Origin of the sequence: Citrobacter sp. Cpo109, from assembly GCF_030332565.1 — a bacterium.
Classification (GTDB): Bacteria; Pseudomonadota; Gammaproteobacteria; order Enterobacterales; family Enterobacteriaceae; genus Citrobacter; species Citrobacter portucalensis.
The window spans coordinates 1-16,220 of record NZ_JAOWHQ010000061.1; the positions used below are offsets into that span (position 1 = coordinate 1).

12 protein-coding genes are annotated in these 16,220 nt (G+C 48.3%); 1 reads left to right on the forward strand and 11 read right to left on the reverse strand.

The features are described from left to right. Positions 1 to 8: 8 nt before the first annotated feature. The 11 genes from OGY71_RS14070 to OGY71_RS23195 form a co-directional block, all read right to left on the reverse strand. Positions 9 to 1,177 (reverse strand): IS3 family transposase gene (locus tag OGY71_RS14070; protein ID WP_100216202.1). Its coding sequence is split into 2 segments (ribosomal slippage): positions 9 to 928 and positions 928 to 1,177, totalling 1,170 coding nucleotides; the frame shifts between segments, so codons are not numbered across the junction. Positions 1,178 to 1,244: 67 nt separating this feature from the next. Further along, positions 1,245 to 1,886: a hypothetical protein gene (locus OGY71_RS14075; RefSeq protein WP_286613422.1), complete on the reverse strand. Its 642-nt coding sequence runs from the start codon at positions 1,884 to 1,886 to the stop codon at positions 1,245 to 1,247. Positions 1,887 to 2,322: 436 nt separating this feature from the next. Then, positions 2,323 to 2,733: an SMI1/KNR4 family protein gene (locus tag OGY71_RS14080; protein ID WP_286613423.1), complete on the reverse strand. Its 411-nt coding sequence runs from the start codon at positions 2,731 to 2,733 to the stop codon at positions 2,323 to 2,325. After that, the gene (locus OGY71_RS14085) at positions 2,730 to 3,329 is read right to left on the reverse strand and encodes an HNH/ENDO VII family nuclease (RefSeq protein WP_286613424.1); all 600 of its coding nucleotides are present in this window, start codon (positions 3,327 to 3,329) and stop codon (positions 2,730 to 2,732) included. The genes OGY71_RS14080 and OGY71_RS14085 overlap by 4 nt, the downstream gene beginning before the upstream one ends. Continuing rightward, positions 3,326 to 6,580 carry an ATP-binding protein gene (locus OGY71_RS14090; protein ID WP_286613425.1) on the reverse strand — a complete coding sequence of 1,085 codons (3,255 nt, stop codon included), beginning with the start codon at positions 6,578 to 6,580 and terminating at the stop codon, positions 3,326 to 3,328. Before OGY71_RS14090 ends, OGY71_RS14085 begins: the two co-directional genes overlap by 4 nt. Positions 6,581 to 6,590: 10 nt before the next feature. After that, on the reverse strand, positions 6,591 to 7,457 hold the full coding sequence (locus tag OGY71_RS14095; protein WP_286613426.1) for a hypothetical protein: 867 nt from the start codon (positions 7,455 to 7,457) through the stop codon (positions 6,591 to 6,593). Between the two features lie 11 nt (positions 7,458 to 7,468). Beyond that, positions 7,469 to 9,727 carry a dynamin family protein gene (locus tag OGY71_RS14100; RefSeq protein ID WP_286613427.1) on the reverse strand — a complete coding sequence of 753 codons (2,259 nt, stop codon included), beginning with the start codon at positions 9,725 to 9,727 and terminating at the stop codon, positions 7,469 to 7,471. Between the two features lie 14 nt (positions 9,728 to 9,741). Beyond that, entirely contained in the window at positions 9,742 to 10,716 is a 975-nt protein-coding gene (locus tag OGY71_RS14105) for a dynamin family protein (RefSeq protein WP_286613428.1), read from the reverse strand. A 9-nt stretch (positions 10,717 to 10,725) separates the two neighbouring features. Next, positions 10,726 to 11,622: a helix-turn-helix transcriptional regulator gene (locus tag OGY71_RS14110; protein WP_286613429.1), complete on the reverse strand. Its 897-nt coding sequence runs from the start codon at positions 11,620 to 11,622 to the stop codon at positions 10,726 to 10,728. Between the two features lie 333 nt (positions 11,623 to 11,955). Then, positions 11,956 to 14,181 carry a KAP family P-loop NTPase fold protein gene (locus tag OGY71_RS14115; protein WP_286613430.1) on the reverse strand — a complete coding sequence of 742 codons (2,226 nt, stop codon included), beginning with the start codon at positions 14,179 to 14,181 and terminating at the stop codon, positions 11,956 to 11,958. A 441-nt stretch (positions 14,182 to 14,622) separates the two neighbouring features. Further along, a complete protein-coding gene (locus tag OGY71_RS23195) occupies positions 14,623 to 15,018 on the reverse strand; it encodes an inovirus Gp2 family protein (protein ID WP_353622301.1) in 396 nt (131 codons plus the stop codon). A gap of 52 nt (positions 15,019 to 15,070) precedes the next feature. Here OGY71_RS23195 and OGY71_RS14120 point away from each other — a divergent pair. Beyond that, a protein-coding gene (locus OGY71_RS14120) for an IS3-like element ISSen4 family transposase (protein WP_136754148.1) occupies positions 15,071 to 16,191 on the forward strand; the annotation gives its coding sequence in 2 pieces (ribosomal slippage) (positions 15,071 to 15,329 and positions 15,329 to 16,191; 1,122 coding nt in all). Positions 16,192 to 16,220 lie beyond the last annotated feature (29 nt).

Genomic DNA, 16,220 nt, shown 5'->3' on the forward strand with positions numbered 1-16,220 from the left:
TGTAGTGGTCAACTAAAACTGGCCACGGCTTTAGAGTTTTTCCAGTATCGGTTTTCCGATTCGTTTGGGGGCAACCCACCGTTATAGTCATGCGGCCTTAGCGAGCTGTAATACCCGACGATATAGTCTGTGATCGCATGAGCAGCATCGCTAAAGTTTATATAACCTGTCACTGGCACCCACTCGTTTTTCAGACTACGGAAGAAGCGTTCCATCGGGCTGTTGTCCCAACAGTTTCCACGTCGGCTCATACTCTGCCTGATCTGGCAACGCCACAGTAACTGCCGGAACTGCCTGCTTGTATAGTGGCTACCCTGGTCACTGTGGAACATCACTCCGGCTGGTTTACCGCGAGCTTCCCACGCCATTTCCAGCGCTCTGATGGTCAGCTTGCTATCCGGCGAGAATGACATTGCCCAGCCCACTGGTTTCCTTGCGAACAGATCGAGAACAACTGCAAGGTAAGCCCAACGCTTGCCTGTCCAGATGTACGTCACATCGCCGCACCACACCTGGTTAGGTTCTGTCACTGCGAACTGTCGCTCAAGGCGATTCGGGATAGCGATGTGTTCATGACCAACACGTTTATACCGGTGGGTAGGCTGCTGACAACTCACCAGCCCCAGTTCTTTCATGAGCCTGCCAGCAAGCCAGCGTCCCATTCTGAAGCCTCTCAGGGTTGCCATAATGGCGATACTTCTTGCGCCAGCAGAGCCATGGCTGATGTTATGCAGCTCCCGAACCTGGCTGCGTAACACAGCTCGCCAGCCGTCTGGCTTTTCGGCGCTTTTCTCCCAGTATTTGTAGCTACTGCGATGAACCCCGAACACGTGGCAGAGTGTGACCACAGGATACTGCGCTCTGAGTTTCCCGATTAACGAGAATTGTTCAGGGAGTCTGACATCAAGAGCGCGGTAGCCTTTTTTAATATGTCGTTTTCCATTTCAATGCGTTGTAGCTTTTTCTTCAGCTCACGTATTTCAATCTGTTCCGGGGTTATAGGGGAGGCTTTAGGTATTTTGCCCTGTCGTTCATCCCGTAACTGCTTTACCCATCGCGTCATGGTAGAAAGACCCACATCCATAGCACTGGCCGCAGCTGCAACGGTGTAGTTCTGATCAAGGACCAGTTGAGCGGATTCACGTTTAAACTCTGCGCTGAAATTTCTTTTTTTCATTGAGGCACCTGTAATGTTCTGAGGTGAGCATATCACCTCTGTTCAGGTGGCCAAATTCAGTAAACCACTACATATTGATGTACCGCGAGCTGCCAATGAAGCCCAAGATGTCATCCATGAAGGTCTGCTGCTTCGACTCCCGTATGACCCTGAGTTTTTCCACCTTATAGGCATGGAGTCGCTCGTCGAGCGAAGGCGAGCCGGTGATGAATACCGCGCGCTCCAGCACCTCCAGCAAATCGTCTCTGATTGCCAGATCCATGACCGACCGCTGCAACTGTAGGGTTTCCGATGGCTCCGTCGCCTTGGAGGCGGCAAAGCGCTGCTCGGCACCGTCGTAGATCGCACGCAGTAAAGCGAGCTTTTCGCCAGCGGTGGAGCAATTCCAGTCGGTCAGGGTAGACTTGGGTGAGTACTCCTGGTTCGTCAAGAGTATCAGGCTTTCGTAGGCCTTATGGTCAAACGCTTTATTCAACCAGTTATTCAAGGTGTTCCAGATGTTCTGGTGGCCATCTCTCAAGGTATCGGCATATAGCTTGACCTCCACCTGAGCCACATCCTCCAAGGTTACATCGCCGTACACCTCGACCCAGAGGCGTTTCCCCTTCTCCAGCTTATGGCAGTATTCAAGCGCAACAACTAACTGATACGTAAGGGCTTCGAAAAGCTTCGAAGCATCAAACGGCAATTTCTCTGACAATTTATCCATAAACATTCCATGACCGACTTCAGAGGCAAGAGCGACCATTACACTGAATACACTCTAGCGTGATGATCCATATTCCTGGAAACGCCGACTGAGACTTTGCCACCAACTTGACCAGTCTCAAATACTATATAAAAAGACAGTAACTGCGACGGTTTTACACCCCAATATAACTGATAAATAACCAGTTAACTCAATTGACGCCACCAAATAGTAGCACTGAAAACCAAGTATTCGCAAAGGGCTTTCTTTTTGTAGGGAATAACTAATAAGAACTATCAAAGGAATAAGCACACTGTAACGTAGCACTTCTCTGAGGTGATGATGAGAAAGATATCGAAGAGAAAGAATAATATAGGAGGGAATGATGAATGTCCTACAACCCACCAGCTTTTCGTGACTGGCGGGTTTGTACTATAAATGAATAATGCGTCAGTTTTTATGACTCAACGTCGAAGATGATACGCAGCAGAAACGCCTCCAGTGTCTCCTCACTAGTTTCCACAACTCCGTTAATCATCGACCAGGTGAGGATTTTGCGCTGCTGATTATCATAAAGGTAATAGTAGCCATCACCAATATCACAAAGCGGTACAGCCTGCGGCGGATAGTCCTTACCCTTACGAAGCGGCTCTATCGCGCTCAGAATATTCAGATGCGACGTCGCAGGAACCCCAAGGCCGCTAATCTCAGTTGCCCCAAAGGCAATCAAACCGAATTCAGACAAATAGGTTTTATACTCTGGGGAAAATTGCATCCGTAGTACCTGTTCCGCAGTAGTAATTTCATTCTCTTCGGCAGGGCGAATATCGGCACCTTGCGCCGCAACCTGTTGCGCTAACGTCTTCATGCTGCCTCCTCCTGACGTTGTTTAATCTCTTCAGCTCGTGCTTTCCAGTGTGCCTCACGCTCTTTAGCAAAGGCGCCACGATCAATTTCAGACTCTTTGGTTGTGTCGTGCAAAATAGTGTTATTGCCACCTTCCATGTGCTGCGCGTGGGTCAGCTCCGCCAGCGGGGAATCAGGCTTCTGCCCGACGTGATGTAATTCAATCGGTTTACCATTGGCATCCAACGGCGACTTGCCCTTTTCCATACGTTCGAGGTTGGTATCACCTAACGCATCAGTTTGATCCAGGTCGATTTCAGTATTAATTAATGCGTCATTACCGTTAACCGTCTGACATTCGAGACCTGCATCCCGATAAATCGCTGCCTCCTCTTCGCTGTTGATACTTTCGATCACCTCATCAGTGTAACCTTCCTCGCTTAATACCTCTTTGGTTTCTTCGGAAAGCGGAGTCAACTCATTACGCGGCAGTTCCAGATCAACAGGCTTGTCGAGCTCTTTGACATTAATGTCTTCAATGCGTATCTCCTTCACGCTTTCCAACAGCTCCCCCAGTGATTCCACCGCCAGCTCTTTTAAAACGGTCATCTCAATCATGCTACAGTCTCCGGGGTGACGTGTTTACGCCATGCGGCATATACCTTCAGATATTCATCATTTCTGCCAGCCAGCTCACGCATGAAGCACTGCTGTACCGCCAATTCAATCCCCGCAGGCAATTCACCGGTTTGCTTAACAATAAGCTGACGGAACGACTGCGCCAATTCATCAAAGCCCGGCGTAGTACGAACACATCGTTCAATGGCGGAGTTGCAATCCAGCAGGTTAACGACCAGCTTTGCCAGGCGGGCAAAATGTTGTTCGTTTTGCAGGCTAATTTCTCCCGTTGTGCGGAACTCTTCGAATAGCGTTTTCAGCACAATTTTTTGCCCGGTTGCCAGGGAGCTACCTTCCAGCCCAGCCTCCAGAGTTTCCAACGAGATCGCCAGTGGCTGTCGCAGGCGCGAAGCCATCAGCCAGGCAATCAGTTGCTGGTTAAAAAGTTGGGCATTGCCCGAACTTACTGCGGTAGCTTCATAACGGTAGGTCTCTTCTTTCCCGGCAAACTTATTAATCCGGCACAGCACAGGCTCAAGCCAGTCATTCTGATAAACCAGTGCCACCCCTTTTGGCAGACGCGCAAGCTCATCAAGTTGATCGTCGTTTAATCCAGCAGATTTCCCGGCGATGCGTCGGTCAGCTTCATCCGGCAGACGCATAATTATTTTCGTGTTGGTATTACGAATCGCTGAAATATCAACGGCGTAAGGTGACTGATCGGCAATGATAAATCCTTCTCCCCACGTACGCATCTCGGCAATCGCGTTGGAGAGCATCTCCACCGATTTTCCCGTAATATCATTCCCTTCCCCACCGCCGCCGGAGGTGCTGCGCTTGAGGATATTGTGTGCCTCTTCCAGCACGGTGACGTGTTTCAGCGGCTGATTCATGCCTGAAAACGCAGCGCGATGTTCACTCAGGCGGATGACCAGGATCCCCATAATCAGCGATTTCGTTTCCTGAGAACCAATGCGACTGAGATCGACAATCACGTTACTGTCGAACAGCTCTGCGTTATCAATTTCTTCGCCGCAGAAAATCAGCCCATTTAGTCCGTTGGTCAATGATTTCACTCGCGTCACCAGCGAGCCGGTATAATTGCTTTTAAGCTCCTGGGAGTAGGCAGAATCATCGATCACGGCTTTCAACTGCACCAGCAGATCGTTGAACGTCGGGAATAAGGCCGGGGTGAAGCGGTTAACAGAGGTGACCATGTCCCAACCGCATTCGCTGTAGCTTTGCAGAATGGCCTCTTTAAGGATGGCGGGCATCGCGGCATACATCGGCCAGCACATGGTGAAGATCTCCACCAGCCGATCGATGTGCTCAAGGACGTGAGTCTCATCCGGGAAACGGAAGGGGTTGATACGCAGCAACTCACTGTATTTCGCGTTACTGCCCAGCACCCGGACGTCGTTACGGTGACCAAACATATGTTTGTACTCACCTTTTGCCGGCTCAATAACCATAAACGACACATTATGGAGGCCTAGTTGGGAAAGAAGCTCATAAATGGTATTGCTTTTACCGGCCCCGGTTGAGCCCGTGACAAAAAGATGACTCGCCAGCTGGTTAACATCCAGATTGATAGTTTGTGGCAGATCGTTCCACAAGTGGCGTATAGAACCAAGGCTGATTTCACGATCGGCTCGTGTTCTCTCTCCATTGCTGTCAAGACGCTGAACTTTACGCCCGAAAGCCTGAGTTTGAAGTACTGCCACAGTGGAAGTTGAACGGCGCGGCAGGCTAAGCTGAATCGCCATTTCTTTACCCGATACCAGCGTGGCGGGTGTCAGGTAATCAATATTGATGCCTTCAGAGAAGGCTGGGGTAAGACGCGGATGTGTAAGCGTAGCTAACCAGTCGAGTACTACCCTTTTGTTTTGAGACTGCCAGGTCGTCAGAGCAAAGTCTTCAGTACTGGAGCGACTGCCGCGCATCAACCCGAGGAAAATGCTCGCTAAGGATTCAGACGAGGCAGCGCTGTCACCGATAAAGTAGGCTGCGGTTTGCCAGCCACCGTAGGTACGAGCTTCGTTCACGCGCTCTAGGTGGTGGTCAACTTTTTCCAGCATCTTTTCGATGGTCTTATCGCTTACTTCCAGCGAAATTTGCTGGCTGCTGCCCTGGGTTTTGTTCAGCGAGTGGCTATCGGTGCGGCTGGTAGTATCAGTTTTGCTTGTCGTTGTGCTGCTGGCTTGCGACAGGTTGTCGGTATGGCTTTCAGAAAGACTTTCCGACCCTCCGCTATTTATGCTGCCAGAAATGTTTCTTGGTAACACCACATTTTTCAGCAGGCTACCGATACCGCGCACTACCCCCATGCTATCGCCCGTAGCACGTGACTGGTGATAGTCATCATAGGTGCGTGTGAAAGCATCGGACGTGCTGATGGTTTGCGACTCTCCCCAACTTTTACTGGTCGATTTACTGGTAGTGTCCGAGGTGCCTTTAGTTTCGGTCATTCCCAGGCTTTCGCCCAGCGACTGGCTTAACCCCTCGCTGATGCTCAAACCTACGCTTTCACTGTCCTGAACGCCAAATGAGTACTGCCTTTTTGCGAGACTGGAAAGCTGGGTCGCCACCTGCTCGTAACCTGTGCGAATCACATCCAGATTTTGCGGCGAAACCGGTTCTGCGAGGATCAGAGCCTGATAAACCCGGCTTTCCGCAGCATCGATGAAATGTTCCAGCCCCTGCATAAAGTGTTCATGATTATCCGTGGACAAAGACGGCACACCGGTAACGGCGGTGATGGTTGCCGAAGGCTCATCCTGTTGCGCCAGCGCCCCCGCAAGGAGTTCATCGGTTTCATCTGCCGCTAGCGGCACCAGGCTACTACCGGAAAAATGCCCTTTAAAGGTTTCTTTGAGCAGCTCGCCAGAATTATGCCCCAGCATTTTGCCCGGCGTACCACGCGTACCAATATACAAATTGGTTTCACGTCCATCGGACTTCAGGAACAGAAAAACAGCATAGCCGGCTGCGCCCAGCGCGGTATAGGCAGCCGTAGTACTTTCAAGCACCGACTGTTTGTTTTCCTGCACGATACGTTCAATGCGGAATATACGAATATCCCCAGAGCGGTTGACCGGCAACCCAGTCTGGGTAGCGACAGTCTGCAAAGGGTAGTTTTTCATCTCCGCCAGATAACTGCGGTTGATAAGCACTCTTGCCGATTGCAAAGTCACATCCGTGCGCTGCTCAAGCTCTTTGAGGCGCGATGGTGTCATCATTTTTTGCGACATAAATCCACCTTTAGAGTAAAGAGATCACCAGCGCCGCGAGCACCGCAAGCGCCCCGCCCGCCATCAGCGCTACGCGCAAAAAACCCGGCTGAGAGGAAGAAGAACCAGATTGCGGGCGAGAAGCTGTCCGCACCTGTTGGGATTGGGGTTGTGGTTGAGTTTTTGGCTTGATGATAATGCGCTCAAATCCTTTCACTCCGCGCTGGCGCAGCGTATTGCGCACCGTAATCAAGTGTTCAAAGCGAACTTTAGAAAAGTTAACATTGATGTAGGAGATCTGCTGGTAGTAGTAATCATCATTCCACTTATTAGGGTCGTTATTCATTTTCCCGGCCAACGTGTTTTCTTCGTAGTCGGCAAACAAATCAGCGACCCGGGCCTGAGCCCAGGCGACGGATTTGTTTATCATGGTATCCTCTAGGCGGTTATTTTCAAGCTCATTAATTAAAGCCGAGCGGGCCTGACTGGTGGTGCCGTTTTCAACCATTTTAACCAGATTTGCACCCGGTAAATAACCTTGCATATTCATTTTATTAGTTTCCTCAGGACGTCGTGTTACCGGCATTTTTGCAAAGCCAGCGATACCATTACGAACGAGATACTCACGGACATCAATAAGATGACTAATGCGCTTCTCGGAGAAGTTATTCTGTGCCAGTTTACGCTGCCTATCATAATACCCGGTGCTCCAGTCAAGCTCATCTGGTTCAATGGCAGCAAAGATCTCATTGACCAGGTAATCATCAAATAAATCAGCAATAGCGGCGCTCGAAGCAACAATCTGACGTATTTCCTCACTTTCCAGTTCGTTACGGGTTAACTGCTCCAGTAAATTCTGTCGCAAGATTCGACGTTTTTTAGCTTTATCGTCCATCATAACTCCCTTTATTAAATAGCCAGCGTATTATCAAGTTTCGCTTTAAAATCGATAATCCAGTGCTGCTGCTCTCTCGCCGCAGCAATTGTCTGCTCTCGAACCTCTTTATTATTTAACTGTTCTTGCATCGCGTCGACTAAAGCACCAAACTTCTCATTAAATTCACGCTCAATAAAATCGAGGTAGTTTTTCACTAGTTTATCTTTATCGTCTCTCACTTTTTTCAGTGCCTTGGCCCGGAAGTCATTAAACTCACTTTCGATAATGGTTCGTTTCTCCTCCCAGGTTTTATTCATATCGACATATTCAACGGTGCGGTAATCATACACGGTACGGGTACGCCCCCAGGAGAAAGGGTTATACCAGCTAGAATCACTGACCTCGCGGCCGTTATAACGTTCCTCTTTGGTCTTAACATCGCGCTCATTGAGGCTAAGGTTAAGCGACATATCTTGCATGCTTTCTTTAAGTCCCTGTAGCATAGGCAAAGCTAGTGTACGGGTTCCCTCAAATATCTCGGCAATAAATTTCAGATAATCTTTTTGTAATTCGTCTTTAATATGCTGCTGTCCGTCCGAGAAGGCGATTTCAAAATTACCGATCAGATCGTTACTGGCAAAGGTCAGTTTCCGCTCGGCATTTTCTAATTCAATTTTTGCACGGTTTATATCCACCTCGCCCTGGGCGCTAATTTCATTAGACAATTCATTTAGCAGGCGGCGGAACTTCTGATCTTCATGGGTAAATTTATCAGCAATAAACTGCGGTAGCCCTTTCCCTTCACGACGAACCTGTTCTTTATAAGCTTCGGTATCCAGCCCCTTTTTATGCCGTTCTTGCAGAAGATTAATCTCATCATTAATCATCGCCAGCTCTTTCTCATCTTTCTTAAGCTGTTCAGCCAGCTGAGTTTCTTTCATCCCCAACTCAATTGCACGATGCAGTGCGGTATAAGCACGATTCAAACGCGTGGGAACGTTATATTTATCGATATATTCATCAATCATCACTTCCACAGCAGGCAGGCCGCTTCGCTTGAGTGCATTGGTGAAGCCTCGTTCTTCAAGGCTGCGGCGCACGCGCGAGGTGAGCGGCATGTATTCCGGGAAGTTCATCGTAGGTTCTTCGAGGAACAGATCCGTCATGCCACTTAAATCGCCGCGTTCTTTACGGGTCAGGCTGTCAGGATGTTTACGCAGCAGGTAAGTTAACTGCGCGGAAATAGGGTAAATTTGCGGATTATTGATGCCATTATTCTCAAGATATTTCTTAATTCTCTCAAGTGCTGCACCGACATACTCGCCTTTTTCCGGGTCGAATTCGTCCATCTTATTCACCACAAAAATAAAGCGATCCTTGCTTTGCTTACCGCCTTTTTGCATGGTTTCCGAAACCAGACTCAGTAACCTTTTATCATCGTCGGTGCTCAACTGAGTGCCATTTAATACATAGAGAATCAGCGGATTACGCTTCGAATCCTTGATGAAGCTCATCGTTTTCAACGCGTGATCCGCATCCTGGCTGTTGTTTGGCCCCGGAGTGTCTGTTAGCACCAGACGAACATGGTCGCGCGGCTGCATCGCCACAATATTGCCACGCAGCTCAATTTCCTGCGTATCCGGCTGCTGGTTCCACTCTTTGAGGGTATTGGCATTGATTTCAGGCAGCGATTCTTCCTCACCACGGCTGGAAAAACGGCGCGCGGCAAAATGATTCCCTGTTGTTTTATCATCGATGATTTGCGCAATAGTCGCCGTGGTGGCTTCGTTAGCCGCAGGCAACAGATCCTGTCCGAGCATGGCATTAATTAACGTTGATTTGCCCGAGGACATGGTCGCAACCACATACACGTTAAAATCGTTATTAAAGGCTTCCCGAAAATCATTACGTACCTGTTCGTTGTTAATGATGTAGTCATTAAACTGTGGGTTGAGCTTCGCCTCCTCCATCAGCGCGTTAATCTCGTCCAGACGATCTTCCGTTGCCCGCACTGGCTGCCAGCGTAGATTAATTTCCATACCTTTTTCACGAGCTACAGCGGCGGCCTCCTGCACATCCATGAAATCGGATTCAACGCCTTTAAACTCTACATCAAGCTGCGTTTCTCCGTTTAACAACGCCTGCAACTCGGCAAAGAGTGACTCCACCCAAAGCTGCAAACGCGCTTCTTTATAGCTGGAGAGTTTACAGCCCGATGCAGGCTCTACGCCGTTAACCAGAAATATTGATTCAACGGTAAAGGGGTTATGTTCCAGATAAATACTGTTCATAGTTTTCCGAATAATTAATTATGCTGTGAAAGAAAAATCTCCAGGGTACGAATACCGCTGTAGGCAATAAATTGTGTCAGTTCAGTTTTATCAAAAACCTCAGATTGCATATTTGCAGGCTGGTTTCTTTTTAATTCAGCGCGAACTTGTCGCTTAATAGCGACAGGGACATATGATGCTTCATTGAGGTTAAATTTGTTCTTCCTAAATCGTTGAAGCTCAGTCTGCAAGCGATGTCTTTGATTACGGGTAATGTCTTTACTACTGAGCACTTTTTTTGCAATTAAAGATGTTTGCACCATCGCCGGGATAATCACTGGCCGTGAATATCCCGTTTGCTCCAGGTAGTTCCGGGTTTTTTCAAGGAAAAGTTCAATCGTCTCGCCGCGCTCATCATCAAGTTGATCCACCTTATTAAGGACAAAAATAATCTGGTTACCTGAGGCCAAGGCCGGACTATCTTTAATCTCTTGTAGCAGTTGTTTGTCGTCTTGAGTCGCCAGTTGGGTTGCGTTGAGTACGTAGACCAGCAATTTTTTTCCCGGTAGCGTCAGAGCCTCTTCTAGCAGGGTTTTATGGCTGGCATCCTGGCTATTGTTCGGCCCAGGGGTGTCGTAAATAGCCAGCGGCTTAGCCGTTTTACGCAGGCCCTCAATACGGCAATCCAGCTCTATGTACTTCACCGCCTGATTGTCGTTCCACTGCCTGATAGTCGCACTTTGCAGATTTTTACTACGTTCATGACATTTGCCCTGTTGGGTGTAGCTCACCCCTTCTATTCGCTTGCGTAAATTTCGATTATGGGTAATTCGCGTCAACGTCGCCGTTGCGGCTTCATTGGCAGAGTAAAGAACTTCATTACCCAATAGCGCGTTAATAAGGGAGGATTTTCCCGCACTCATCGTGGCCGCAACAATCACATTGTATTGTTCAGCCACCTTTAATAGTTTTTTGGCAAATTCTTTTTTACCATTTTTACTTCCTGCCATGTTCTTCCCTTATATACCCAGATAATTTTTAATCTCTGCTTCCATTTCCTGTTGCAAACTTTCAGGCGAAATAATTCTCAAATGAGGGAGCCAATATTGCACCACAGGCAAAACCTCATTTTTATGCGACACATTACTTGAGATAATTAACCCACCATCATTAAGCTCTTTTTCGATAACCTGCCCGACTACAAGATCACGTCGCTGAAAATATTCAGCCACGTCGGGGGAAACTTTGATTACCACTTCAAACTTCTGTTCATTGCTCCACACGCTTTCTTCGTTTTCCAACTCTTTAAGCAGCGAAGGTGAGCGTTCAAAGAGGTCAAAGGTGCAGTTGAGGGCTGATATTTTACCAAGCGTAAATTTCTTAATTTTTTCTTGATGCTTGGCGGCGAGATACCAGACTCCGTTATGGTTGATCAGTTGATAAGGCTCTACGGTGTAGCTTTTCTGCTCAGCGCGCTTATAAAAGCTAAATGATACGCGTCGGCGCTCATCAATCGCCTGCTGCAGGCGCACGAAATTCTCGGTTTGCTGATCATTCTTAATATAATGATGGCCCCTAACCAGAATATTCGGTTCTGTTACCGGGTAAAACATGGACTGGAGCATTTTTCTGTCCATCACGGGAAACAGCCCTTTGACTCCAGCGACCTTAGCAAAGGTATCAATGCTTGACGCATCAAACTTGCCGAGATATTCAGGCCGCATAGTGTAGCCATTTAGCTTCGCGTCTTTTTCTATGCCAGCAACGGCGAGGCGTTCCTCTATATCGCGACGGATGGTACGCTGATGCACGCCATATTCTTCCGCCAGACCGCTAAGCGTTAACGTCTCTCCACGGTTTAAACGTAGCAAGATATCCGCAAGCCGCGTGGCCAATAAGAGATTCTTTTTACTCATTTTCACTTCCGTGTTGTTCATCATGTTTTATGATCTTACATGAGCAGGTTGACAGGTTATGTCACGGTTGAAAAATTACTGGTTAGCGTAACTAAGAGTTTATGAGACGACAATAATTTATTCCGCTTAGTGCTGATGACTCTGACCGAGTTGGTACCATGTCGCGATGTGCTGGCCCCCAAAGTAGCCAGCATCTTGCGTTTACTTCAGGAGTAACATCACATAAGCACGTTCAGAAGCATTGGTATTAACAATTTGAGCTTAGGACGCGTATTGCTATGGAGGCTTGTTCAACTTAGTACTACTGAGAGATAAATCAGGCACAAGGCCAAGTTAAATAATCAAGCCCCGATTTGATCTTTGCAGTGCTTTGAGTAGGTCCTCAGACATAGCGGACAATCGTGGCTCTGAGCACAGTTCCTTCAGACGGTCAATAATCGTTGAAATTGGTCCGAGTAGGGGCTCGATATTATCTGTTCTCAGAGAACGGTGGTTTTTTATCACTGAGTTCCATGCATATCCCCTTAGACCATAAAGAAGATTAACAAAACCGTCATTACTTAGGGTCACTTGAGTGATCCAGACGGAGACCTGGTCGTTTGAATCAATATCACGCCAAGAATACAGATAGCCGCACAGATCTTGCTGACTGAAGATAGCATTCAGCATATCCTTTGAACTCATGCGAATCGCCAGAGCTTCCCGCAGGCTTTCCACCTCAGTTCCGGACAAAAACTGCTCTTCTTTTTCCCATGGACGATTGCCCCTGATCCCGTGAGCCCATAGTAGATCACGCATACATTGCGCCAGCCAGCCTCTCGCGTCTCCCTCAAGAAATAGCTTTCTGAGTAACCAAAGACCTCTTTGGCGGTGCAGTGAAAGTATCCTAATAAGGAGATTGCAGACTTCCTGCAACCCAGTAGCATTACCGGAGTCATATCTGCCTTTGGCTCTTAGTAACTCGTTGACCTGATCACTGAAGTTAAAGAAGAACCATAAAAGTCCCTCACACTGTTTAAAGCTCAGAGTAGCGGTTCTACGAGCCGTCAATCGACTGAGAATGTGGTCATACCAAGTAACTTGAGTGAGGCTAATCTCTCGGATGCTACTTAATAGCTCAAACGCAAGTATTTCCCACTCCTCCGGGATACCGAACCTGAACAGTAATTCATCCAGCATATGCGGGGGTAGAACATTTTGCGGGGCCGAAAACGCAAAATAGTAGCGCCAGTAAGCTGTGCTGCCGAGGCGTTTATGATTTAGCCGTGATTCATTGCTCACTTCTGCATCTCGGTTGAAGAGATATGTTTCATCGGCCAGCTCAACAATCCCCGGCACCCAGCCTCCAAGCTCATCCAGCGAACCTGGTTCCGGAGAAACATATTGAGCAAGGTTGATTTTAAGCTCTTCTTTCAACCTATTTTGTTCTGCATCTGTAAAACTGAGCTCACCAGAAACACTGACGAAATACTTTGTAAGGTATTTTTCTATCCAATCATACAGCCCCGGGTTCGTCACTCGAACAAGTTGTAGAAGGCACAAATCCGGGAAGTATACATAGTCCCTGATATCGGCATAGCGGAACGCTAAGGCACTGAGTACAAGGCTGACTTCTCGTGGCGTTGTGAGCTCCTGACCATAGATCAATGCGGCTTTATGTAAATCGGCATGTTCGGCCTCACTTGGTATATCGTTGTTTACCTGTTCGTACAACTCAAGCGTACCTCGTAGCAACTCTCGCTGAAGGTCGAAAGACTCGTGGTGAGGTAGTGAGAAAGATAATGGGATTATTTTCTGTAGAAACAGACGACCGTCAGATACCTTGAGCTCCTGCTCAACGGCATGAGACAGAACCCCCGGGTCATAACATAAGATATAATGGAAACCAGAAAAACCAGCCACAGCTTTTACCATACGTAGTACGTCTACTGCCTGTGCGGGTTCCAGCCTGTCTAGATCGTCAATTATGACAATAAAACGGAGACCTGATTTTGAAATACCATCTTCAATACGTCGTCTCAACTGTTCTGTAGTGTCCCTGTGTACCGATAAGTCAAGTTTTGATACAGTTTCCATACCTTGGGAAACAATACCTAGTCCAGGGATGAAATTACCTCCAAACTCTGCCAGCGGGGCGAGACGCCCAGATGCCTGTTGGGTATAGTCGAGCAAAGATTTCGCTAGGGGCGAAGCCGGAATTTTCCGCACCCATTGTAATTTTTTTCTCAGTGCAGAATAAGAACGAGAATCTAGTTCATCCAATATTGCTGCGACAGGTAACAGCAGAGAGTGTATCATCGGGGTGTCGGGTGGGCTGAGCCACGGGGAAACAGGCAGAATGTGTGTATCCTTATCATGCTCCGCGTCCAGATGTTTCAGCAGAAGATTCAGAAGGCTGGTTTTTCCAGATCCCCATTTCCCCTCAATGCCAATCACCGTACCGGACGTCTTCTCCAGAGCCAATAGTCGACGAGCAAGGCCCCCAGCCAGTTCATCATAGCCATATCGATCCTCCCCGGCTTCCATGACAGGGTTTTCATTTCCGATAGGGTTGGTCATGTTGAGATCTCCATTCAGACAACGCCGAATTCCAGGCGCGGCTTCTAGTTAGCCTCGATTACAACAGTTATTGACAGGCTCAGTTGTTTATCCCATATACGTCATATCCAGCCTAAATAAGTGCAGAGCAACAGTACCAATAAGCACATATCCGCTGTTTATGTGCCGCGCTAACTTTGCTAATTATTCGACAGTGCCGCAGTGCTTTCCCATACAGGACAGATGAATTACTCATAGTTAAGATACCATAGATATTACAGTACCATAACGCTTATCCAGTTCTGTACACCGACGGATTTCAGTCGGACTGATCACCCGTATACGCTCCTACCCTATGCTCACTCATAGCTCAGATCCGCTTATCGCAGTATTACAACCAAAATCCTGCATGCCCGCTCCGATCAGAACGTGTTCGGTTAATTAACATTATTTCAACGTTCATTAATACTGGCTACATCCCATTGAGCGCTCTCGTGAGCTGTATGCTTTCGTTCGCTGTTTCGCAAGATAGCTTAACCGAAATACGAGTCGCTTATAATGCTCTGAGTAATCACTGGCATTTATGTCCAACACATAAACTGGATTATCGGGAAACTCGACCAACGGCCTGTATTCATCATAGTCACGTAAATCTAATGCACTCATCCATGCGCCCTGTATCATCCTCCAGAGGCTTTGAGGATTCTCTGCACTCCCTAACCCACGAAAGAGATCTTTATTCAAAAATAAAACAACATGGTAGTGAGGATAAACAGCAGTATCTATTTCTCTCACCCAGAAGTAACGTAAACGACAAGGATGTGCTCGTTTACCTGACCTGACCTGCTCCCCGTTGATTAGTACACCCCGATGTTAGTAATGTCTTCATAAGCCACATGAGGACATCCCCATGAAGAAGCGTTTTTCCGACGAACAGATCATCAGTATTCTCCGCGAAGCCGAAGCTGGGGTACCCGCCCGTGAACTCTGCCGCAAGCATGCCATTTCCGATGCCACGTTTTACACCTGGCGTAAGAAGTATGGCGGTATGGAGGTGCCTGAAGTTAAGCGCCTGAAGTCGCTTGAGGAAGAGAACACCAGACTCAAGAAGCTGCTTGCCGAAGCCATGCTGGATAAAGAGGCGCTTCAGGTGGCTCTTGGGCGAAAGTACTGACGACAGACCAGAAGCGGGAAACCGTGATGTTGATGTGTGATGCGACCGGTCTGTCGCAACGTCGTGCCTGCAGGCTTACAGGTTTATCCCTGTCGACCTGCCGCTATGAGGCTCACCGTCCGGCTGCTGATGCGCATTTATCAGGGCGCATCATTGAGCTGGCACTGGAGCGCAGGCGTTTTGGCTACCGTCGTATTTGGCAGTTGCTGCGCCGTGAAGGGCTTCATGTTAATCATAAGCGCGTGTACCGGCTTTATCACCTCAGTGGCCTGGGCGTAAAACGCAGAAGACGTCGTAAAGGGCTGGCAACAGAACGTCTGCCGCTGCTCCGTCCGGCGGCGCCCAATCTGACCTGGTCGATGGATTTCGTCATGGACGCACTTTCCACCGGTCGCAGGATCAAGTGTCTTACCTGCGTCGATGATTTCACAAAGGAATGCCTGACGGTCACTGTTGCCTTTGGGATTTCAGGCGTTCAGGTCACGCGTATTCTGGACAGCATTGCACTGTTTCGAGGCTATCCGGCGACGATAAGAACTGACCAGGGGCCGGAGTTCACTTGCCGTGCACTGGATCAATGGGCCTTTGAGCATGGTGTTGAGTTGCGCTTAATCCAGCCGGGCAAGCCAACGCAGAACGGATTTATTGAGAGCTTTAACGGACGATTTCGCGATGAATGTTTGAATGAGCACTGGTTCAGCGATATCGTTCATGCCAGGAAAATTATTAATGACTGGCGGCAGGATTATAACGAATGCCGCCCGCACTCCACGCTGAATTATCAGACACCGTCTGAATTTGCAGCGGGCTGGAGAAAGGGTCATTCTGAGAATGAAGATTCCGACGTTACTAACTGAGTGTTGTATCTAATCGTGGGGGCAGGTCA